This is a genomic window from Reichenbachiella versicolor (genome assembly GCF_003171675.1).
Lineage (GTDB): Bacteria > Bacteroidota > Bacteroidia > Cytophagales > Cyclobacteriaceae > Reichenbachiella > Reichenbachiella versicolor.
Genome location: NZ_QFZQ01000001.1, coordinates 202,988 through 226,497, shown reverse-complemented (window position 1 = coordinate 226,497; position 23,510 = coordinate 202,988). Strand labels below are relative to the sequence as shown.

Sequence of the window (23,510 nt, the reverse complement as noted above, 5' to 3'; positions counted from 1 at the left end):
AAATATAACTTTTACGACCATAAAATAAAGACTATCAAACATATTTGCGTCTTATTTTGGTGAGGTTCATCCACCTCTAATAGTAAAACAAGATATTGGAATAATGATAAAAGACTTCGTTGAGGAATTGAGATGGAGAGGCATGATCCACGATATGATGCCAGGTGTGCAAGAGCAAATGAACAAAGAAGTGACTGCAGCTTATATCGGTTTTGACCCTACAGCCGACTCGCTTCATATTGGTAGCCTTGTTCAAATCATGACTTTAGTACATCTGCAACGATCTGGACACAAGCCCGTTGCTTTGGTCGGTGGAGCTACGGGTATGGTGGGCGATCCTTCTGGAAAGTCTCAAGAAAGGAACCTTTTATCAGAGGACATACTTCAAAAGAATCTTGCTGGGGTCAAAAAGCAATTAGAGCAATTCTTAGACTTTGACTGTGGAGAAAACTCGGCAGAAGTAGTTAATAATTTTGACTGGTTCAAAAACTTTAATTTCCTAGATTTTATTAGAGATGTCGGTAAGCATATTTCTATTAATTATATGATGGCCAAAGACTCTGTTAAGACAAGACTAGAAACAGGAATGTCTTTTACAGAATTTAGTTATCAGTTAGTACAAGGCTATGACTTTTACTGGTTGAACCAAAATAAAAACTGTAAAGTCCAATTAGGCGGATCAGATCAATGGGGAAACATTGTTACTGGTACTGAATTAATCAGGAGAAAAGGTGATGGTGAAGCTTGGGCGATCACTACTCCACTGATCAAAAAAGCAGATGGAACCAAATTCGGTAAGACTGAAGGGGGAAATGTGTGGCTAGATAGAGAAAGAACTTCTCCATATAAATTCTACCAGTACTGGTTAAATGCTTCTGATGAAGACGCAGAGAACTATATAAAGATATTTACACTATTCGCTAAAGAAGAAATTGACTCTATAATTAAGGAGCACAAAGAAGCCCCTCATCTGAGAAAACTTCAGCAAACTCTAGCAAAAGATATTACTGTAAGAGTTCACTCTGAAGAAGATTATGATATGGCTGTCAAAGCTTCTAACATTCTATTTGGAAAATCGACCGCTGAAGATTTAGAATCAATCGATGAAGCTACCTTATTATCTGTATTTGAAGGAGTTCCTCAAACCACAATTACTAAAGCTGCACTAGAAGCAGCTGGAAATGTAACTGATCTTCTTTCTGAAGTAACGAACGGTATAGTTTTCCCTTCCAAAGGAGAAGCTAGAAGAATGATTAAAGGTGGCGGTGTAAGTATCAACAAAGCTAAAGTCGGTTCTGCTGAAGATGCTGTCAACGTAAAGCTTTTAAATAACAAGTTCATTCTAGCTCAGAAAGGAAAGAAAAACTACTTTTTAATCACTGTTGAATAATCAAAGGTTAAATAGACTTTCAATAACAGATATTCAAATGAACGTCCACGAGTAAGTATTAAGCTCGTGGACGTTTTTGTTTATACTTGTTAGATTATCTAAAACTCTATTTGAAAGACGGTATTTCTAAATTCAAAAACATGCTCAAACCCATCTCGTTAAGCATTGCATTAATACACATTTTCTTTTTCTCCTGCTCTCAAAAAATGGATAAGAAAAACCAATATACAAATTCACTAATCAACGAATCTAGTCCGTATTTACTTCAACATGCTCATAATCCAGTGGACTGGAAACCTTGGGGAGACAAAGCTTTAAAACAAGCTAAAAAAGAAGATAAGCTTATAATCATAAGTATAGGTTATGCAGCCTGTCACTGGTGCCATGTAATGGAACACGAGTCCTTTGAAGACACACTGGTAGCCAAAAAAATGAATAATAGCTATGTATCCATCAAAATTGATCGAGAAGAACGACCAGACATCGATCAAATATACATGGACGCAGCACAGCTTATGACTGGCAGAGGTGGTTGGCCGCTAAATGTAATCTCTCTGCCTGATGGGAGACCAATCTTCGCAGGCACCTATTTCCCAAAAGAAGACTGGAAGAAAATACTGGATTATTTTGCAGACATTCGAGAAAAAGACCCACAGAAAGTGGAAGAACAAGCTGAAGGAATAATGAGAGGCTTACAGCAAATGGAAGTACCGAGTCTAAGCAGTTCAACATTAGAGTTTTCAGATAAAGAGCTAAAAGTAATCGCTCAAACTGCCATAGAATCTATCGACCTTCAATATGGTGGTAGAAAAGGTTCTCCTAAGTTCCCAATGCCATCGGTTCAAGAACTTCTATTAACCAGTAACTATTTTTATGAAGATAGTAAAACACAAAAAGCTCTAAAAACAACCCTGGATCGCATGGCTGACGGAGGCATCTATGACCATCTTGGTGGAGGTTTTGCGAGATACTCTACTGATGATCAATGGATAGTACCGCACTTTGAAAAAATGCTGTACGACAACGGGCAATTGATAAGTCTATATAGCCATGCATTCCAAGCATTTGGTGATTATAAATATGAACAAACTGTCAGAGAAACAATTTCTTTCTGTCAACGAGAGTTGTTGGATGAATCGGGAGGTTTTTACTCTTCATTAGATGCTGATAGCGACGGAGAAGAAGGAAAATTCTACGTGTGGAGTAAAAAAGAGATAGATGAGTTACTGTCTGAAGAAGAAGCTTTAGTCATCAAGAAATACTACGGGATCACTAAAAGTGGAAATTTCGAAGGTCACAATATATTAGTCAGATCCACTGATATAGAAACATTAGCTAAGAGTGAAAAAATGTCAACCGATCAATTATCTAGCATTCTTATTTCAGCTAAATCTAAACTGATTGATCACCGATCAAATAGAATCAGACCTGGACTAGACGATAAAGTACTTACCTCTTGGAATGGACTAATGCTTATCGGGCTTACTGATGCTTATGAAGCTTTTTTAGACGAAAACTACAAATTACAAGCCATTCAAACGGGTAACTTTATCCGAAAGAACCAACTTAATAAAGATGGACGACTCTGGAGAAATTATAAAAACGGTAAATCAAGCATTAATGCCTTCTTAGATGATTATGCTTTTACTATTCTTGGTTTTATCAGTTTATATCAAATCACCTTCGATGAAGAATGGTTATTCAATGCTAAGAAAATGCTCGATTACGTTCATCAACATTTTTTTGACGAAGCATCATCTATGTATCATTACACATCTGACATTGATCAAAAATTAATTAGTCGTAAAATGGAGCTCAGTGACAATGTCATACCAGCTTCTAATTCAGCAATCGCTGAAGCAAATTTCCTGATCGGTACGATTTTTTATGATGAACCTAAAGTTGTTATAGCCAAACAAATGGTCGCCAACTCTTTACAAAATATTAGAGCCTATCCGAACTATTATAGTAATTGGGCAAGACTCTATTTATTGATAGGAAAACCTTTTGCTGAAGTGGCTATTATGGGAAAAGCCTTTGAAGAAAAGAAGAAAGAACTTTCTAAACCATTTATTCCTAATAAAGTATTGATGGGGGGAAAAAAAGAAAGCTCGCTAGAACTACTCAAAGGCAAACTATTGGCGGAAACAACAATGATATTTGTGTGTGAAAACAAATCATGTCAAATGCCAACAGAAAAGGTAGAGGTAGCTTTAAAACAAATCAGAAAGTGATCAATAATATTTGAATAGAAATAAAAAAATTGCCCCTGACATCAAAGAAATCAGGGGCAATTACTATAATATTTTAATCAATTATTTTAATAAGCGCCATTCGCCGATACTTTAGCTACTCTTTCGTCAATCATAAGAAGTGCCATTGGCTCTTCTCCCAACATCTCGAAATAGTCTAAAATTCTTTTCACGGTTAATTCTTCTTCAACTTGTTCCTTGACAAACCACTGTAAAAAGTTTTCCGCAGCATAATCATTCGCTTTACGACAAGCTCCTACAATTTGATGAATAGATTCTGTCACAGCTATCTCATGTTCCAGAGTAGTCTCGAATACTTCTCTCAAAGATCCATATTCTGATTTTGGAGCTGAGATTTCTGGAGATACTGCAACACCTCCTACTTCACTTACATAGTGAAATATTTTAAGCATGTGATCACGTTCTTCATTACTCTGTGCATAGAAAAACGCCGCACTATTATCAAAACTATTCTGCTCGCACCATGCTGCCATTGCTAAATAAGTAGCAGAAGCCTGTGCCTCCATTTTTATTTGCTTATTGAGAAGGGACATAATATTCTCTTGCACCCCTACTCTTTGTCTCATTAGATCCTTCATGTTACCTATCTTATTGTTGATTGGAATTATACAAATGAAACCAATAAATACACTTCAGGTTGCATTAAAACCTGATTTGGAAACAGTCTAAGTAAAAAAGATGATTAAAATCAGCTAATTTGAGCTTTATACTAACTGAAAAGAATTAATCCAAATTACATAAGAAGGAAGGGAGTAGTATTAAAGGGTCGAAGAATAGACCCTAGAATGTAGTATAGAGTTTAACTCCAACATAACCATTGCACCTGGAAAAAGCTCTCTTAACTCCAGAATTTCATCAATTGTTAATACCAAAAGTCTTTCATCGTTACACAAAGGAACAATAGCAATATCAGCACCTAGTTCATCAGATATAATCATTTCTTCAATGTCAATATTGATGAGTTTAGTCTTCAAAGCAATAAAACCGCAAACATTGAGCTTATACTGCTGTCCTTTGAAATCAAAATAGAAGCAGTTTTCAATATCAGATTGCCAAATTTTTGCGTTGTTTGTGTTGTGAACTAAATGCATAATGCGAAATTAATATTTTATTTAGACTTGATACAAATAAATCAGCAAATACCTTAACCCAATTCCCCCGTATTTTAGAATTATAATATTTTTACCACATGAATTACCTAAAATTATCTCTAGTAGCTCTTTTTTCAGTACTTACTCTGGTAGCTCATTGCCAATCCGTGACTTATATAGCCAGTGAAGGTGTATTGATTGAAAACAAAGGATCTAAAGTATTAATAGATGCTTTATTTGGTCAGGAAAACCTCACTTTTGATGCGCCAACACCTGAAGTAACTCAAAAAATCATCAATAGTCAGGCTCCTTTTAACGGAGTCAAACTAGTCCTATTTACTCAAGCTCATAATGACAACTTCGATCCATTGATCACTTCAGACTATATGATGGCCAATAAATCAGCTAAGATGATCGCTACAGTTCAAGTTGTTGATTCTTTGAAAAGTCAAGCAAGTATTTCTGAAGAAGTTGCTGGACGTATCACTACGTATCCTTGGAAAAAAGGATGGAGATCAACGACAGTTGAGGGTATTGGTGTTAAATCAGCTTACCTTATACATGGAGGTAAAAGGAACTATAAGGTTCAAAACCTTATACACTTAGTACAACTTGGCGATAAAAAGGTTCTACACCTTGGAGATACTCAAATGGAGCTTGATCAATTTAGAAATATGCGTATTAATTATGAAGACGTAGACATCGCTATTGTTCCGTTCTGGTATCTAACTAACCATTATGGGGCTGAATTATTAAAAGACTACGTAGGAGCTAAAAAGTATATAGGTGTCCACTACCCTACTCAAGGAAGCCCTGAATCCTTAAAAAAAATAGAAGCACTATTCCCTCAGGCTACTGTATTTAGGTCTCCTGGACAAAAAGTCACTTTTTAAAAATCTTGATTTTGGACTAGAAGGATATAATCTCCTTCTAGCTCTAAATATCCTTGATCATAACAATACCGATAGGTATGACCAGCCTTAGTTTGATAAACACTAGTAATCAACTTAAAATCGAACCCATTTTCCAATAGTTTCTGTCTTTGAATTTTAGTCTTACCTGTTTTATTTAAAGTCGACAACACCTTCCAGTTCTTGCGTAGCGAATTATTTACATTTCGCATCTTATTTGTTATCTGAGCAGACTCCTTATTATTATAAGCATTGCGACAGGAGTCAGAGCAAAACTTCTTATCTGCCCTTCCGAATACCGGTCTTTCGCATTCAGGACATTTTCTTTGTATTTGATTCATGTTGTTAAACTACTGTCCTACAAGACTAAAAACAACAACAAACGACTACAAACGATTTTAAATATTTATGAACCGATTATCGTTTAGCGCCTAATCAGTTTTGCCATATCAATTATCACATTGAATGAACATTATAAAAACTGTCTAAAAACATAATCATGAAAAATCTTAGAAACAACGTACAACTCATTGGCAGACTAGGAAATGATCCTGAACTTCGAACTTTTGAGTCAGGTAAAAAACTAACGTCATTCTCTCTAGCCACCAATGAATATTATACCAATAAAAACGGTGAAAAAGTAACAGAAACCACTTGGCACAATATAGTCGCTTGGAATAGTGTGGCTGAACTTGTAATAAAGCATCTCAAGAAAGGAAATGAAGTGGCGATCCAGGGTAAATTAACCAACCGCAAATACGAACAAGATGGTCAAACCAAATTTGTAACGGAAATTTCTCTGAACGAAATGATTAACCTCAGTAAAAATGAAAGCTAATTGTTAATTACTTCTATGGCCTCAGGCGCTGTAGCTAGATATTGCAGCGCCTCTTCTTTGGTCTTGAATATTTTGAGCTTACTACCTGTAAATCGAATATAGCCTTGCACCAATATCTGTTTAAGCCCATCTATTCCTATAATAGCAGTGACTATTGGATACCTAGTTAAAAGAGTTTTTGCATCCTTTTTGATATGTGCCATGAACTTTGCATTGACTGATGCCTCTTTAAAATTAGCAAGAAAGAACCTGCATCCCTCTGCCACCTTCAAAGTCTGAACAGTATAAGCAGCTTGAGCTAGCAACTCGTCTTCACTTTTCATTCCTTCAAAATTGGCATAAAGAATATTTCTTCCCCCTACTTGTAAGTTTTCAATCGCCATTGTTTGAATATTTTATATCTACAGATACTATTTTTCAAACTAGCATAATTACATTACAAGAACAATATTTATAAAAAAAATCGCCTTTTTCGTTCAATATGGCTAATAAATCAATATCTAGAATAGAAGGCATTCTTCAGTTTTATTCCAAGGCATTAAGTAAAGACTATAATGCTTATCGTAATCATGTCTATCGGATATATCACCTTTCTCTAATTTACTACAATCATGAAATTAAGGATAAAGAAGAAGAGCTATTCGCTATCGCATGCACATTTCACAAACTAGGAATCTGGACACATCACTCAATGAATTATATATCTCCGAGTATTGACTTAGCGAAATCCTACATGAGACAAAACGGACTACAAAGTGAAAAAGTAGTAGAAATAATGATCGAGCACCATCATAAAATTACTCCGTCTGATAATTCTCTAGCCGAATCTATTCGAAAAGCACATAAAATAGACCTTAGTTTCGGTATGCTGAAGTCCAAAATGAAAGGGTCATATTATTCCATCCTCAAGACAGATTTCCCATACCTAGGATTCCAATTCATGATGACCAAAAAACTTTTGAGCTATGCTGTAAGAAACCCTTTTGACCCTTTCCCTATGGTTAAAAAATAAAGAATCATCAAGTGTTATTGACATCTATTTAGATTACAATAAAATCATCAAACGTATCTTCGCAAGAAAAAATATGAATCAAAGCGGTATTCAAGATCATCTTAAAAAGCAACTAATCTTATTAGCTAAAGAAAAAGAAGAAGACCTCAAACAGTACCGCCAAAAAATGATGAGTACATCGCTGAAAGAGCGTCGCAAACAAGGCGTTTGTTGGTACCCAGTCCAAATGATTAAATCCCATTTTGATGCTGGAGAAAGACTCATCATAAAAGTATCGCGTCCTGCTGAACATACTGATGCTCACCTTTTTCAATCTGGAAAGCTTATTAGTTTCTTTAGCAGTACTGGTGATAGTGATGGTAATGAAAGTGTCAATGGAGTAGTAAACAACGTGACCAAAAGTGAGATGATCATCACATTGAATGCGGATGAAATTCCTCAATGGACGCATCATGGTAAATTAGGTATTCAGCTACTATTTGATGAGAATGCATATCGTGAAATGGAGAAGACTCTTCAGTCTCTACTCAAAACCAAAGACGATCAGCTGAATAGACTTAAACGAATCATTCTTGGAGATAATACCGCTGAGTTTTCTAAAGGGCAGTATGTTCGAGACCTTGGAATGAATTATAGTCAAAATGATGCACTAGAAAATATTCAAAATGCTATGGATCTAGCCATAGTACATGGGCCTCCTGGTACTGGCAAAACGACTACTATGGTTCAAGCTATCATGGAGACTTTGAAAGTTGAAAAACAAGTAATGGTATGCGCTCCTAGTAACGCTGCGGTAGACTTACTTTCAGAAAAACTAGGTAATCAAGGGATTAGTGTCCTACGAATCGGTCATCCCGCAAGAGTTACAGAAGACATGCTCAGTAAAACGATGGACGCTAAAATTGCAAATCACAAAGACTATAAAAACCTTAAAGACCTTCGTAAACGAGCGGAAGAGTATTTTTCGATGGCAGCAAAGTATAAACGAAGTTTTGGTCATAATGAAAGAGCCCAACGAAGAGCCATAAAAGCTGAAGCTCACAAACTTCGTGATGATGCTAAACAACTTGAATTCTATATTGCTAATGATGTCATAGCTAAATCTCAAATAATCGCATGTACTCTTGTAGGAGCTAATAATTCGCTAATCAAAGGGATGAATTTCCAAACTGTTTTTATTGATGAAGCTGGACAAGCTATGGAGCCTTCATGTTGGATTCCTATTCTCAAAACTCAAAGAGTCATTATGGCTGGTGATCACTGTCAGCTACCTCCTACTATAAAGTCATTCGAAGCTGCTAAACAAGGTCTTGAAGTCACATTATTTGAACGAGCTATCAAAAACAACAACGTGGATATCATGCTTCGCGAACAGTATCGAATGAATGAGAAAATAATGAACTTCTCAAGCAGAATATTCTACAAAAATGAACTGGTGGCCAATGAATATGTAAAGTCTTGGAACATTTTCGAAGGAGATATGATCGTTGAATTCATAGACACAGCAGGATGTGGATATTTTGAGGACGTAGATAGAGAAACTCGAAGTTCATTCAACTCTGAAGAGTCAGCTTTGCTTATTCGTCACTTAACTGGATATATAGGGCAAATCGATTCAATGAGTAAACAAGATGAAATATCTAATATTGGTATCATTTCTCCCTATAAAGCCCAGACCAATTTATTATCTGAGAGTATAATAGACGCTGGACTGGACGAAATATGGCAAAAAAAGATCAATGTAAACACTGTTGATTCATTTCAAGGTCAAGAAAGAGACATTATATATATCAGTCTTGTTCGATCCAATGAAAACGGAGAGATTGGTTTCTTATCAGATGTTAGAAGAATGAACGTAGCTATGACAAGAGCAAGAAAGAAGTTGGTCGTAATCGGTGATAGTGCTACCATAGGTCAAAACAACTTCTATGATCAGTTTCTAGATTATGTAAATGAGATAGAATCATATAGAAGCGCCTTTGAACTTATGGAATAGTATTAAGAAATAATATTGACATTTTAACATATTGGCACTTAACGTAAATTAGCTAATCACATTCTCCTAAAGAGTATTGTCAAATGAACACAAACAGTGTATTTTTAAATAAACAACTTTAATAAGAAAAGTTGTAGTATTTATTCCCCACCTGTTCCAATCACACAACCAACTTAACTCTTATGAGAACGGGCTTGCTATTACTTATTCAGTTCCTACTGTTTTTTTTACTTTCTTTCTCTTCCTATGCACAGAAAGTAAATAGCATATTGTCTGACTCTAGTATCTCTTGGTCTTCAAATAAATCGTGGATAGAAAATATGGCTCCAAGCATTAAAAATGTGAAAGGGAAAAATATCACTATATACGGGTACATAACAGTATTACAATCTGATATTTCCTCTGCTGGAGGGCGTTTAATGTTCGGTAGTAATGTAAACTCAGACTACGAATTAAAAATTGAAAAAGAAGGTTTGTTAGTCATAGAAGGAGATTTATACTTCGAAAACAATTCAGTTGACATAATAGTGAAGGAAGGTGGGCGTCTGGTAATTCTTGGGTCTTGGTCCTCTACGAATAAAATTTCTATCAAAAATGAAGGAATTATAGTTATCCGTGATAATATGACATTCGGTGGAACACAAGGAGTATTCAGTCAAGAAGGAAATGGCTCATTATATGTTGGAGGTTCGGTATCTGGTAAATTCAAAAACAACGATAACATTTCTCCCAATACGCTTTCCCAACTAAATCAACGACAAGGTTATTCAGAGAATCAATTATATAAACTTTTAAACCTATTTGAGCAAGGTGAATTAGTAGTACGTGAGACTGACAATGTTACAATAGTCAATGAACAGAATATGACAGATTCTTTTGAAGTTGAACTTTCAACCAAACCAGAATCTGATGTAGTTGTAGATATTGTTAATCCATCTTCTGATGAATCTTTAACAGATATCAGTTCATTGACATTCACTACAGAAAACTGGAATATCCCACAAAGTATCACAATGATAGGTATCGATGACCATATCATAGATGGAGATCAATTCTTTGATGTTTCTATATCTGTGAATAAAAATCTAAGTGCTGCTAATTACCAAAATGTACCTATAAAAACTGTAAAAGTTCTAAATATTGATGATGACTTGGCTGATGTTATAATTTCCCCTTCCACAGGAAGTACTAGTGAAAACGGGAAAATAGAGAACTTTACTTTTAGATTAACCAGTAAGCCGTCACATGAAGTACGAGTCAAGCTAAAATCAAACGATGAATCTGAAGGAACCGTATCACCTAAACTATTAATTGTAAAACCAGAAGATTGGAATAAAGATCATGTATTTACTGTTACAGGCGTCGATGATGAAGTGTCTGATAGAAATGTTGTTTATCAAATTATAATTGATCCCCTAAAATCGACAGACTCTCATTATGACAGCATAGATCCTGACGACATCAGTTTAGTAAATATCACCAAGAATAACGATATCCCCATGATATTAGGACATGTTCCATTTGAATCTGATGAGGATAAAAAATTTGACCTAGAAGTCGAAAAAATTCTGATAATGGATTCTGACAATACATTTCCAGATGATTTTGAAATAAAAATATTAGTTGGAAACAATTATGCCTCCTTGGGTAAAACTGTAATTCCTGCTGCTAATTTCAACGGTGATTTGACAATACAAATTCAAATTTTTGATGGACTAGATTATTCGAATATTTACAATTTAGAAGTGCCAATATTACCTATCAACGATAAACCTATAGCAAAGACCCAATACCTAGAATCCAATGGAGTTCTAATGGGAAATTTATTGGACTATGTGTATGACATAGATGGAGATAATATTAACCCTGAAATATTTATTCCTTCACCTCCTGAAAGTGGAGAATTAACTGTAGATACTGACGGAAATTATTACTACACTGCAGATTTAGGATTTGAAGGAATTGACTCATTCGAATATGAAGTTTGTGATTCTGGAGAACCATCTCTATGCACTATTGGATTAGTTAACATTACAGTTGTAACCCCTACATTGTCAACAAAGTAGCATTTATTTTAATACTCATAACTACTTTAAATTCGTTTATATAAGTCATAAAAGGCAGACAACTTTCATAGGTAATTATTCATTACCTTAACAGCAATATTTTGCTTTTACAATGAATCTACGCTGCATAGTCATCTTTACTATTCTGTCCTCTCCGTTGATGCTTATTGCTCAAAAGATTACCTTAAAAGGCAACATAGCTGATATTGAGTCTTTAGAAAATATAAACGCTGTGCATGTATATACCTCCAAGGGTGGTTCTTCCACTTCAGATATTGATGGCAACTTTCTTATCAATGTCAATCATAAAGACACAGTTTATCTCAGGCATATTAGTTACGAAGAAAAGTTTATAGTAATATCTGACACCTCTTCCAATCAATCTATCATTTTGATGCTCAGACAAAGAACGAAAAAACTGAATGAGGTACAAGTTGAAGGAGATCGTGAAGCTTCAGAAACGGTCTTGACATTACCTCAAAAAAATGTTGACAATATTCCTGGAGTACGTTATCCAGAAAAACCTTACGAACCGAATTACCGATTAGGTGTAGCAGGATCAATTTTTCATCCAGCAACAGCCATCTATCGACTTACCAGCAAAGAATACAAACAAAGAAAGCGCCACCATAAAGAATCTCAAGAACAAATTAAAGAGCGCCAAACTTATATGAAGGCCTATTACAACTTTTACGAAGCATTAGACTTACTAAAGATGGGCTTTGATGAATACCGTATGGTGGATTTCCTATTCTATATGGGGTACTCTGTAGAAGATGCAGCAGCTACTGGAGCTAACTATCAACTATACATTGATATTCCCAAAAAGATTGACAAATACTATAACCAACTAGATGTCGAAAAGTACTAATCTCAAATTTCGACATCTACAGTATCAATAAACTAGATATCTCTTTCTAAATCAAACTTCTCTAGATAATCAGCAACTCTCTTGACGAACATACCTCCTAATGCTCCATCAACTACTCTATGGTCATAAGAGTGAGACATGAACATTTTATGTCTAATTGCAATGGCATCTCCAGCTGGAGTTTCAATTACTGCCGCTTTCTTAGTGATCGCTCCTAGCGCTAAAATACCAACTTGTGGCTGAACTAAAATAGGTGTACCCATCACATTACCAAAACCTCCAATATTAGACACTGTATAAGTTCCATCAGCTAAGTCATCAGCTGTAAGCTTATTTTTTCTAGCTCTACGTGCTAGATCATTTACCTTTCTTGTTAATTCTCGGAGCGATAGCTGATCTGTTTTATGAATAACTGGAACGATTAGATTACCATTTGGAAGAGCAACTGCCATTCCTATATTAATATCTCCTTTGCGAATAATCTTATCACCATCTACTTGAACATTAATCATCGGGTAGTCACGAATTGCTTTAGCAATGGCTTCTAAGAAAATAGGTGTAAACGTTAATGCTTGACCTTCTTCATCCATCAACTTTCTTTTCATTGAACCTCTCCAAGCTACTAAATCCGTAACATCAGCTTCTACAAAAGAGGTCACATGTGGAGAAGTCTTTACAGAATCCAGCATACGGTCAGCAATCATTTTGCGCATGCGATCCATTTCTATTATCTCGTCATTGCCATCAAAAACGTTGACTTGCTGCGGTTCTGGAATTGATGCCCCTTTAGGCTCTCCTACCGATACTTGATAGGAAGTATCTCTGTTCTTTTTACTCCGTACTAAGGCAATAACATCTCTTTTGGTAACACGACCGTCCTTTCCTGTACCGTCAAGTGCATCCAATTCTTCTATAGAAACTCCTTCGGCTTTCGCAATGTTTAGAACTAATGGAGAGTAGAATTTGCCAACTTCAGATTTCATTAAATTCTTTCTCTCAGACATATCAGCTAGAGCTACAGTATCTGTCGCTTGTGCTACTGATTCCATAATGTCTTTAGCAGCATCTGGTTCCTCTTTTTTCGATACAGGTAATTCGCCATCAATTTCTATTAACGCGACAGGGTTACCAATTTGAACCACTTCCCCTTCGTTCACAAGAAGCTCTTTTACTGTACCAGTATAAAGGGACGGTACTTCAGTATCAACTTTGTCAGTAGCCACTTCTAGTAATGGTTCATCTTCATTTACAGAATCACCTACTTTTTTTGTCCATGTCAAAATTGTGGCTTCCATCACGCTCTCGCCCATCTGGGGCAATACCATCTCTACTACTGTCATATCTAAACCGCTATTGCGGAAATTTAATGTTCAAATTCAAATCAAGCTGATATCACTTGTCTCGCTCAATCGAGCCCCAAAGTTAAAAGAATATCAAAATGGGATTGAATAAATAGTATCAAAACTCTAAGTTGAGTATTAATCATTTATTCGAACTCAATCTTCACCACATTCGCTAAAGAATCCATACTAGTCGTAGCAGGCTGTTTCACTCTGAAACCCCAACCATCCAGTTCATAGTCAAGCTCCTCACCAGTATTCATTAAAGATACTTTTTTAATTGTCCCTTCTGGGAAATATCGTTGATCTGCCATCAATCTAAAATTATCCGACCATCCTTCCGCCGGTACTCCCAAAAAGAACATGTAAAGTGTTCTACCATCCTTGGACTGAGTGAATCGAATATCAGAAGCAGAATACTCGACTGTAGCTGATTGACCTCCATGACTTCCTTGACCAGCTTGAGCATTTCCAAAACCAAACATGATCCAAGGCCTTGTATCGAATACAGCTTCTCCATGTTTCTCAAACCATTGTCCCATTTCAAGTAAAACACTTTTTTGTTCCTCAGGAATTGTCCCATCAGATTTTGGAGAAAGATTAAGTAGAACTACCCCATTTTTACTAACAACATCTATCAAGTTTCGAACCACCATAGAAGTAGGTTTGTATGTCTGACCTTCCACATAACACCATGACTCCATACTGATAGTGATATCAGTCATCCAAGTTTGCTCAGAGACATCTCTACGTCCTCCTTGTTCGATATCCAAAACTCCTACATCACTTGGTAAGTCATTTTGCTTGTAAGCAATAACTACTTCCTGATTGTTTTCTAGTTCGTTGTTAAAGAAATTAGCCACCATCTTTTGACGCAAATGCCCGGGCATAAAATTTAACCATGAATCAAACCATATGATATCTGGATCATAGTTTTTGACAACTTCATCAATCTGATCATACCAGTATTGTTCAAACCATTTAGGATCTACATTACCATAGAATTTCTTAAGATCAGGATCTTTTGATGAAGTATGCCATTCTTTGTTGTATATAAAATGAGAAGCAAAACCGGGCTTTTCACCTTTATATCGTTGAAGATTCCGAGCATGATGAAAAGTCGTAATTAGTTTCATATCATTCGCTCTTATCTCCTTAGCAAGTTCTCCGGTGATATCTCTTTTTGGTCCCATAGCCTTAGCATTCCAAGGGTTTACTTTACTATCCCACATCGCAAAACCATCATGATGTTGGGCTACAGGTCCGGCAAATTTGGCTCCTGATTTCTTGAATAATTCTACCCATTCCTTGGCATCAAAGTTCTCAGCTTTAAAGTCTGGAATAAAATGATGATAGCCAAACTCAGATTGATCACCATATGTTTTCTGATGATAATCCCACATATCTGAACCTTCTCTGTACATATGATAAGGATACCACTCGCTTCCAAAAGCAGGAACAGTATAAACTCCCCAGTGAAAGTAAATACCCAACTTAGCATCTTGAAACCATTCTGGTGTATTATCATGGTGCGCCAGTGATTCCCAATTTGGCTCGTATTTGATAGTGCTTGTAATTTGCTTTTCGATAGATTCTTTAGATTCTTGACACGAAAAGACTAAAAGAGTGGTAAAAGTCAAGAGAGTGTAAAGTGATTTCATTTTAGTTATGGTATTTTGAATTCAAAAGCAATATGACAGCTTAGATTTCATTTAACAACTCCTACACATCAAATTAGGAAATACCCCTGTTATTGTCCAATAATCACCGAAGACTAGTTCTATCCTGTATAACTATCCTAGTACTTTCTTAATGTTGAAATACACTAAAAATTCAATAAAAGCTGAATATTACTCCCCTTCAACAATTCCCAAATGAGCCTCTCTAAAATCATGAGGGGTTTGATTCATTACCTGTTTAAACTTTCTATTAAAATAAGAAAGACTATTAAACCCACTATCAAAGGCAATTTGTGAAATAGTCATGTCATTGGACATTAGCAGCTTACAGGCATGATTTACCCTATACTCGTTGATTAGCTGTGTAAAAGTCTTCTTTGTATGTTTTTTAATGAATGCAAAAAAAGCCGGTTCACTCAAGCTCAACTTTTCAGACACTTCTCTAATTACAACTTCCTCTTTGAAGTTGTTCATTATGTGATCATAAACGACTTTCATTCTATCGAAACTGGATTCATTGTCATCCAATATATACTCCTTAGTACAAATACTAGTAGCATCTGGAGAATTGGCTAGCATATTTAGTAACTCGAGTAGATTTACCAACTGACCAAAACCAACCGACTGTATGACATCTTTAATTTTTTTCACGGCACGGTTTCTAGTGCGGCCATTAAAAAACAAACCTCTGTTGGCACTATGAAATAGCTGCTTAATAGATTTTAACTCAGGTTTTTCAATGAACTCACTTCCTAAAAAATCCGAATTCATCTGCAAAACAACTTGTCGACAAGGATAACTGGTAACAAAGCCATGAGGTAAATTACTTCCAAGCATCACGATATCAGACTCTTCATAGTGCCTGACTTGGTTTCCTACAAACAGCTTTCCTCCTCGACTTTTTTCGGTATAGCAAATTTCTATTTCGGGATGATAGTGCCATGCATCACTTAGCGTAGGCCTCTTCTCTCGAATGACAGTTTTAGCAATAAAAGATCGCTCTGGCTTCTCTAATATTTTCTCATAATCGGGTCTCATCTCTACTAATATATTCAATTTCAAGCCAACATAATGACCATTTTCGATAGAATAGTGCTACATCTTAATAGTATTCTTCAAGATTTCATTCAGGAAGTTATTCTCCTTTGTCTTATAAGAATGATCTCTTAGTCAGGTCATTACCCAATTATGTATTATTTAACTGTATAATGAATGAAAAGGCTAAACTCTATTATGAGTCAATGCGCATTGGTGCTAGCAATGCTGTTGACAACCAACTTACTGATGGCTCAAGTCAAAATCTCCGGAACCGTCAAGGATGAAAACGGAGATTTACTCATCGGTGCTAACGTCGTTATCAAAGGAACATTGATAGGTTCTGTAGTTGACTTCAATGGAAACTTTGAAATCCCAAACGCTCCTTCTGGAGAACAAACGTTGATTGCTTCCTTTACTGGATATACAAGTCAAGAAATAGCTATCAACGGTAGTGATGGTGGTAACATAACTCAAAACTTTACTTTGTCAGGTGATGTGATGGCACTAGATGCGGTAATAGTAACGGGTACTTTTGCTGACAGATCTCAAAAAGAGTCTCCAATTTCTCTTACACGGATAGGCTCCAAACAACTAGAAACGTTATCTGCTAACTCACAAGCTGATATATTGAGAACAGTACCAGGTATCACCGCAGAAGGTGGTGGTGGTGAAGTCGCTTCTAACGTATTCGTTAGAGGTATGCCGTCTGGTGGACAGTATCAGTTCACCCCGATTCAAATCGATGGACTCCCTGTCTTGAGTTCTTTCGGATTAAACTCATCAGCTCATGATGTGTACTTTAGAGGAGATATGGGATTCTCAAATCTAGAATTTGTAAGAGGTGGTGTATCTACACTATTCGGTGCAGGAAGTGTAGCAGGTATCATTAATTACACCAGTAAAACTGGATCTTTTGATCCTGAAAACAAGGTGCAGCTAGAATGGGGATCTGGAGGAAGAACCAAAATGGACTTCTTGAGTTCTGGCCCCTTAAGTGAGGACTTACTTTACTCCGTATCTGGGTTTTATAGATATGATGAAGGTCCACTTGAAACAGGATTGACTACCAAGGGCTATCAAATCAGAGCCAATATCAAAAAACTATTCAACGAAAATAATAGTTCGTTTACGGTATCTGGTCAGATGATCGATGACAAAGTTCAGTTCTACCTTCCATATCCACTAAATGGTGATGACAAGTCTAGACCAACGGGCAACGATGGTAAGGAAGTGTTTACATTACTGACAAGTCAAGCGACTGATTATTCTTTTGATACACCAAATGGAAGATTTGAATCTCCAATTGGAAATGGAGTAACAACTAAAGGTGGATATTTGATGCTGGATTTACAGCATTCATTTGGAGATGACTGGTTGATCTCTGCCAAAACCAAAGCAGCTAGATATGAACACTGGTTTAATCTTTTCTTAGATGGAGATGGTGTACATAATGTTCCAGAAGATCAAGCTAGCTACCTGTCTGATCGTGGATTACCAGCAGATGCACAGTTCACCTATGCTGACAATGGAGCTCAATTAGCAAGTAGTGATCTATTATTCGAAAACAGAATACTAGATAGAGAAAGACCAATGGAAGAAATGGTCGCTGAAATCAATTTGACTAAAACAGTAGATATTCATACTGTAACTGTAGGAACATTTATGTCTGATACTAGAGCAGAGGACAATAACTGGATATCCAATTTTGTAGGCGATTTCCGTAATGCCCCTCGTGTAGTAAATATTCAATATGACGATCCTGCTACAGTAGCTGAAGATACAGCCTACTACTCTACTAGTGGTTTTATCTCTGGCAATCAAACAGCCAATAGATATCATCAAAGCACTAAAATTGCATTCTATGCAGCTGATCAAATGGAATTTGATAGATTCAATTTTGACATAGGATTTAGATGGGAAAGAGCTCAAGGTCAAATCAATAGAGAAACTGGTGTAGGTTCTAATACTTTTGAAAATGGAACTGTATCTGCTTCTGATTTTGCAGTAGCTTTAGCTGGTTTGTATAAGCTAAACACCACTACTAATCTTTATGCCAACTTCTCAAAAGGTTATTTCTTCCCTGAACTTAGAGGGGTTAGATTTTCAGCCCCAGGTGTGCCACAGACCTATGAAACAGAAGGAACTATCCAATCTGAACTCGGCATCAAATATGGAGGTTCTAAATTCTCAACTACGGCAGCTTTATTTTATGTTGGATTGAATGATAGAAGAAGCATTGACTTTGTCAACGACCCTAATAATCCGAACAATGTAATCGAAGAAGTGAGTGTCCAGAGTACTCAAACTCTAGGTATCGAAGTAAGTGCAAACTACAATGTAGCGAAAGGCGCCAATCTGTATGGAAATTTCACTTTTCAAGATCACGAGTTCACAGAATTTGAAGGAAACGAAGATTTCGTAGGTAATAAGCTAAGAAGACAACCGAATGTAATGGGTATGGTAGGTGCCAATTATACTGTTGGAGGATTTGACGCCAACATATCGGCAAACTATCTAGGAGAAAAGTACGCAGACGATGCGAACAATAACAAACTAGATCCATATACAATAGTGAGATTAGATGCAGGATATCGCTTCACCATGGGAGAAAGAGAATCCCTTAGAATAAGTGCTTCTGTTTTCAACCTATTTGATTCTGATGGAATCACTGAAGGGTCTCCTAGACAAGGAAGTAACCAAACAGCAGGAGCATATTTTGTAGGTAGACCTATTCTTCCTAGAAGATTGTTTCTAAGAGCTACATTCGACTTCTAATTAGAAGCTGAATTAACAAAGAGCATGTAGTAGTCCACCTCCATTGAGTACAGGAGAGAAATAAATTCTCTCCTGTCAGGAGGTGATTTTAGCTCTGAACAGTCACATTATCATATCAAAATTTTATATCACATGTTTGATGAGTTAATCAAAAAAGCACACGAAGTCTTAGACACTAACTGGAAAGGGGAATTTACAGTTCCTACCAATACCCTCTATCCTTTTCAGTGGAACTGGGATTCTGGATTTGTAAGCCTTGGAAATGGCCACAAAAACCTTGATCGATCTATCAAAGAAATTAACTCCCTACTATCAGGTCAATGGGCCAATGGAATGGTGCCACACATCTTGTTTCACTCTGAAAATGAAAAAACATACTTCCCTAATTTTGACTTCTGGGAATCTTCTGTGAATTCAGGCTCTCCCGACAAACCAAAGTCATCAGGAATTACCAATCCTCCTGTCATTGGATTCGTCCTAGAAAATTTACTAATTCAGCACCCAGACGATGAAAACCTCGTAGCCTTTGTAAAGGAGTCTTTTAATAAAGTGGTCAACTTTCACAGATTCTTATACAATAGCAGAGACCCTCACCATGAAGGATTGATGTACATGTATCACCCATGGGAATCTGGGCGAGACAACTCTCCTCTCTGGGATGAATCTCTAAACCGAATTGAAATCAAAGAAGGCAGCCTACCTAACTATCAACGAAGAGATCTAGATGTATCAGAAGCTGATGAAAGACCCACAGCAGCACAATATGACAGATACGTTTACCTCCTTTTATTTGGAAAAGAAAATCAATACGATAGTCCCAAGATAGCGGAAGAATGTCCATTTCTGATTCAGGACAACATGATGAATGCTATTCTGATTCGTTCTAATGACAGTCTTATTCGAATAGGTGAAAGATTTTCTTTTGATACCAGTGAAATAAAAGAATGGCAACAGCAAAGTATCACCTCTTTCAATTCAAAGTTTTGGAATGAAAAGCTCAAAATGTATGTCCCATATGATCTAAGAGCACAGAAACAAATTGAGTACAAAGAAATAGGGAGCTATGTCTCACTATTTGCTCAAGTAGCGTCTGGGCAGCAAGCTGCTCATCTTCAAGACCATTTAGTCCATTTACACAATAATGGGTACTATTTATGTCCAAGCTTTGACGTAGACAGTCCTGAATTTGATTCCAAAAGATATTGGAGAGGTCCCATTTGGCCACATGTCAATTGGATGATCTATCATGGATTAATGGAGTATGGGTATCGTGAGATAGCTAATGTAGTCAAAGCTGACACCCTTAAAATAGTCAATAAATGGGGCTTGTGCGAATATTACGAACCTCAAAAAGAGGTAGCAAAAGACTTATCTTTAGGATATGGAGGTAAGAATTTTTCCTGGACAGCATCTACCATACTGGATTTAATGTATAATACATGAATTACCTGGACTATTTAGTAATCGCTTCATATACCATTGGTTTCTTGTTTCTAGGAAAACTTTTCAACAAGAACAAAAGTGGAAATGACTACTTCCTAGGAGGAAAAAGCTTTACTTGGTTTCCTCTTACCCTGAGTACAGTCGCTACTCAACTGTCAGCCATTAGTTTTATTTCAGCACCAGCATTTGTAGGTATATCTAATGGTGGAGGCATGAAATGGCTAACTTATGAATTTGGAGTACCGATAGCCATGATTGTGCTGATGGTAGTATTAATTCCTCCCATGTACAAAGCAGGAGTAGTCAGTGTATATGGATTTTTAGAAAAACGGTTTGGTGCTTCTACGAGAGTACTTTTAAGTATAGTATTTCAATTCAGCAGAGCCTTTGCAACTAGTGTAATGATCTACACTGCGGCATTGATTCTTACCAGCGTCATGACACTACCCCTTTGGAGCACTATTGTAATAATGGGTGTGGTCACATTGATCTATTCATATCAAGGAGGCATGAAAGCAGTGGTCTATGGAGATATGATTCAAATGATTATACTGATGATAGGTATAGGTATTTGTCTATTTGCTGGACTCAATCAAATAGGAGGCTGGGAAGAATTCTCTGCGAATGTAGATCCTGCAAGACTCGAAGTAGTTGACTTTGGTTCTTTGGGACTAACAGATGGAGAAGGTTTTGGATTTTGGCCGATGTTAGTCGGCGGCATGTTCTTGTACATTTCTTACTATGGAACAGATCAGAGTCAAGTACAACGATTGTTTTCAGCCAAGGATCTAGCCACAGTCAATAAAACCATACTCGCTAATGGTCTAATCAGATTCCCTATCACACTTAGTTATTGTATTATGGGACTTGTGATAGGAACTTTAGCTATATCCAACCCAGAATTTATGAGTAAAATCCCAAGTGAAAAACCAGACTTAATGGTTCCTATATTTATAAGAGACTATTTACCACATGGAGTTATCGGAATACTTATGGTGACGATTTTGGCTGGAGCAATGTCGTCCCTTAGCTCTACGATCAACTCTCTAAGTGCTGCATCAGTAGAAGACCTATTCAACCGAAACAAAGACTTGGATACCAAAACATACATGAAGTATTCTAAGATAGCAGCCCTATTTTGGGGATTATTTTGTCTCATTTTTGCCTTTTTTGTTGGAGGAATAGCACCTACAGTAATTGAGGCGATCAATAAAATAGGCTCCGTTTTCTATGGCCCTATTATGGCTACCTTTATATCAGCCCTATTACTCCGTAAGGTCAATACTAAAGGAATCAACATTGGGTTAATAACTGGAGTATCAGTCAATATCTATTTGTGGTTATTTGTTCCCAATGTATTCTGGTTTTGGTGGAACGCCATCGGAGCAGCTGTGACTCTAACAATAGGACTATTGGCTAGTAATTTGTTTAAGGGTAATTATACCTCCTCTCAGAGTGATATAGGATTAGAACTCAATACTATCCTTAAAGAGAAAACGAAAGTAGGTTTATTGCTTATCTTCTTTTTAGTCATTCTATGGTTTAGCATCACATTTCAACATATGATATAAGTATGAAAGTTCTCATTGCACCAGACAAATTCAAAGACTCCCTGACTTCCGAAGAGGTCTGCGCTGCAATAGCCAAGGGAGTTCATAAATCTTTCCCTAAAGCTGAAATTATAACTCAACCTTTGGCTGATGGAGGGGAAGGAACTCTTGAGGCTATAGAAAAAAGCTTAAGCCTAGAAAGTAGGACAATAGAAGTCCATGATCCGCTTTTTCATAAAATAAAGGCTCCGTACATGTACAAAGGTGATATGGCTTTTATAGAAATGTCAAAAGCTTCAGGTCTACAACTTCTAAATAAGGAAGATAGGAACTGTATGTATACCACTTCACTGGGCACTGGAGAATTAATTAAAGATGCTTTGCAACACGGCGCTAAGAACATATACTTATTCATTGGTGGCAGTGCCACCAACGACGCAGGTATTGGAATAGCTTCAGCTTTAGGATATCGATTCTTAGATGCTCATGGCAATACTTTGAAACCTACAGGGGAAAACCTTATAAAAATTGACAGAATTGACAATTCGAAAGCTATCCTCACTCCCGATGTTGAATTCGTAGTACTATGCGATGTTAGTAACCCTATGCATGGCCCGAATGGAGCTGCATATGTATACGGTGCTCAAAAAGGCGCGAGCCAATCAGAAATTAGAAGTCTAGATGACGGATTAAAGAATTATGCCCATGTTATTCAACAGGCCTTCAATATGGAAGTTAGCAATATTTCTGGGGCTGGTGCAGCCGGTGGTATAGCTGCCTCTATGATTCCTTTATTCTTATCAAAACTTCAGCGCGGTATTGATGCCATAATAGACATTGTAAAATTTGAAGCACTGCTAAAAGAGGCCGATTTTGTCATCACTGGTGAAGGAAAACTAGACCATCAATCACTCGAGGGCAAGGTAGTCGATGGGGTCTCTGGACTTTGTCTTAAATTCAGTAAAAGTCTAGGCGTACTAGTAGGTAAAATAGATCTCGAAGAAAAACAAATTAAACAGCTAAGAGCACATCAAGTAATGAGCGTAATGGACGAAGCCAAGGATGTAAAAGACGCTATGAATAATGCATCACAACATCTAGAATCGCTGAGTTCTAAGTTGATAAAATCAATTTATTCATCGCTGTAAAACATTCACAAGTGACATTTTCTGACCCAAGGATCGAAGAATTCAGCCCAATAGGCTATCGCCTTGTGATTAAAAGTAAACCTAAAAGG

General features: G+C 36.7%; 19 protein-coding genes. 12 read left to right on the top strand and 7 right to left on the bottom strand.

What is annotated here, in order from left to right:
- Window positions 1–106 precede the first annotated feature (106 nt).
- Both tyrS and DKG80_RS01010 read left to right on the top strand, forming a co-directional pair.
- Window positions 107–1,390: a tyrosine--tRNA ligase gene (gene tyrS, locus DKG80_RS01015; RefSeq protein ID WP_221409047.1), complete on the top strand. Its 1,284-nt coding sequence runs from the start codon at window positions 107–109 to the stop codon at window positions 1,388–1,390.
- A gap of 206 nt (window positions 1,391–1,596) precedes the next feature.
- A complete protein-coding gene (locus tag DKG80_RS01010; protein ID WP_109829420.1) occupies window positions 1,597–3,624 on the top strand; it encodes a thioredoxin domain-containing protein in 2,028 nt (675 codons plus the stop codon).
- 86 nt (window positions 3,625–3,710) lie between these two features.
- Here the strand turns inward: DKG80_RS01010 and DKG80_RS01005 are convergent, their stop codons facing one another.
- Window positions 3,711–4,241, bottom strand: a complete 531-nt coding sequence (locus tag DKG80_RS01005; protein WP_109829419.1) for a ferritin — start codon at window positions 4,239–4,241, stop codon at window positions 3,711–3,713.
- Between the two features lie 180 nt (window positions 4,242–4,421).
- Window positions 4,422–4,754 carry a hypothetical protein gene (locus tag DKG80_RS01000; RefSeq protein ID WP_109829418.1) on the bottom strand — a complete coding sequence of 111 codons (333 nt, stop codon included), beginning with the start codon at window positions 4,752–4,754 and terminating at the stop codon, window positions 4,422–4,424.
- Between the two features lie 98 nt (window positions 4,755–4,852).
- Here DKG80_RS01000 and DKG80_RS00995 point away from each other — a divergent pair, with 98 nt between their 5' ends.
- The gene (locus DKG80_RS00995; RefSeq protein ID WP_109829417.1) at window positions 4,853–5,647 is read left to right on the top strand and encodes an MBL fold metallo-hydrolase; all 795 of its coding nucleotides are present in this window, start codon (window positions 4,853–4,855) and stop codon (window positions 5,645–5,647) included.
- Here DKG80_RS00995 and DKG80_RS00990 read toward each other — a convergent pair.
- Window positions 5,644–6,006, bottom strand: coding sequence for a hypothetical protein (locus DKG80_RS00990; protein WP_109829416.1), 363 nt, complete (start codon window positions 6,004–6,006; stop codon window positions 5,644–5,646). The genes DKG80_RS00995 and DKG80_RS00990 overlap by 4 nt on opposite strands.
- Window positions 6,007–6,164: 158 nt before the next feature.
- Here DKG80_RS00990 and DKG80_RS00985 point away from each other — a divergent pair, with 158 nt between their 5' ends.
- Entirely contained in the window at window positions 6,165–6,503 is a 339-nt protein-coding gene (locus DKG80_RS00985; protein WP_109829415.1) for a single-stranded DNA-binding protein, read from the top strand.
- Here the strand turns inward: DKG80_RS00985 and DKG80_RS00980 are convergent.
- Complete coding sequence (locus tag DKG80_RS00980; RefSeq protein ID WP_109829414.1) at window positions 6,500–6,886, bottom strand: hypothetical protein; 387 nt, start codon at window positions 6,884–6,886, stop codon at window positions 6,500–6,502. The genes DKG80_RS00985 and DKG80_RS00980 overlap by 4 nt on opposite strands.
- A 98-nt stretch (window positions 6,887–6,984) precedes the next feature.
- Between DKG80_RS00980 and DKG80_RS00975 the strand changes: the two genes are divergently transcribed.
- The 4 genes from DKG80_RS00975 (at window position 6,985) to DKG80_RS00960 (ending at window position 12,448) form a co-directional block, all read left to right on the top strand.
- Window positions 6,985–7,515, top strand: a complete 531-nt coding sequence (locus tag DKG80_RS00975) for a hypothetical protein (protein ID WP_109829413.1) — start codon at window positions 6,985–6,987, stop codon at window positions 7,513–7,515.
- Between the two features lie 73 nt (window positions 7,516–7,588).
- Window positions 7,589–9,511, top strand: coding sequence for an AAA domain-containing protein (locus DKG80_RS00970; protein WP_109830179.1), 1,923 nt, complete (start codon window positions 7,589–7,591; stop codon window positions 9,509–9,511).
- Between the two features lie 182 nt (window positions 9,512–9,693).
- The gene (locus tag DKG80_RS21480) at window positions 9,694–11,577 is read left to right on the top strand and encodes an Ig-like domain-containing protein (RefSeq protein WP_109829412.1); all 1,884 of its coding nucleotides are present in this window, start codon (window positions 9,694–9,696) and stop codon (window positions 11,575–11,577) included.
- A gap of 112 nt (window positions 11,578–11,689) precedes the next feature.
- Window positions 11,690–12,448, top strand: coding sequence for a carboxypeptidase-like regulatory domain-containing protein (locus DKG80_RS00960; RefSeq protein ID WP_162555608.1), 759 nt, complete (start codon window positions 11,690–11,692; stop codon window positions 12,446–12,448).
- A 32-nt stretch (window positions 12,449–12,480) separates the two neighbouring features.
- On the opposite strand, the gene DKG80_RS00955 is transcribed toward DKG80_RS00960, so the two are convergent.
- The 3 genes from DKG80_RS00955 to DKG80_RS00945 form a co-directional block, all read right to left on the bottom strand.
- Window positions 12,481–13,788: a dihydrolipoamide acetyltransferase family protein gene (locus tag DKG80_RS00955; protein WP_109829410.1), complete on the bottom strand. Its 1,308-nt coding sequence runs from the start codon at window positions 13,786–13,788 to the stop codon at window positions 12,481–12,483.
- A 146-nt stretch (window positions 13,789–13,934) separates the two neighbouring features.
- Window positions 13,935–15,449: an alpha-L-fucosidase gene (locus DKG80_RS00950; protein ID WP_109829409.1), complete on the bottom strand. Its 1,515-nt coding sequence runs from the start codon at window positions 15,447–15,449 to the stop codon at window positions 13,935–13,937.
- 189 nt (window positions 15,450–15,638) lie between these two features.
- Complete coding sequence (locus DKG80_RS00945; RefSeq protein ID WP_162555607.1) at window positions 15,639–16,523, bottom strand: AraC family transcriptional regulator; 885 nt, start codon at window positions 16,521–16,523, stop codon at window positions 15,639–15,641.
- 156 nt (window positions 16,524–16,679) lie between these two features.
- Between DKG80_RS00945 and DKG80_RS00940 the strand changes: the two genes are divergently transcribed.
- From DKG80_RS00940 to DKG80_RS00925, 4 genes are all read left to right on the top strand, one after another.
- Window positions 16,680–19,280, top strand: coding sequence for a TonB-dependent receptor (locus DKG80_RS00940; protein WP_221409027.1), 2,601 nt, complete (start codon window positions 16,680–16,682; stop codon window positions 19,278–19,280).
- A gap of 132 nt (window positions 19,281–19,412) precedes the next feature.
- Entirely contained in the window at window positions 19,413–20,723 is a 1,311-nt protein-coding gene (locus DKG80_RS00935; protein ID WP_109829406.1) for an MGH1-like glycoside hydrolase domain-containing protein, read from the top strand.
- Window positions 20,720–22,294 (top strand): sodium:solute symporter, encoded by a 1,575-nt coding sequence (locus tag DKG80_RS00930; protein ID WP_109829405.1) that lies wholly within the window; start codon window positions 20,720–20,722, stop codon window positions 22,292–22,294. The genes DKG80_RS00935 and DKG80_RS00930 overlap by 4 nt, the downstream gene beginning before the upstream one ends.
- Window positions 22,295–22,296: 2 nt before the next feature.
- Complete coding sequence (locus DKG80_RS00925) at window positions 22,297–23,421, top strand: glycerate kinase (protein WP_109829404.1); 1,125 nt, start codon at window positions 22,297–22,299, stop codon at window positions 23,419–23,421.
- The last annotated feature ends 89 nt before the right edge of the window (window positions 23,422–23,510 follow it).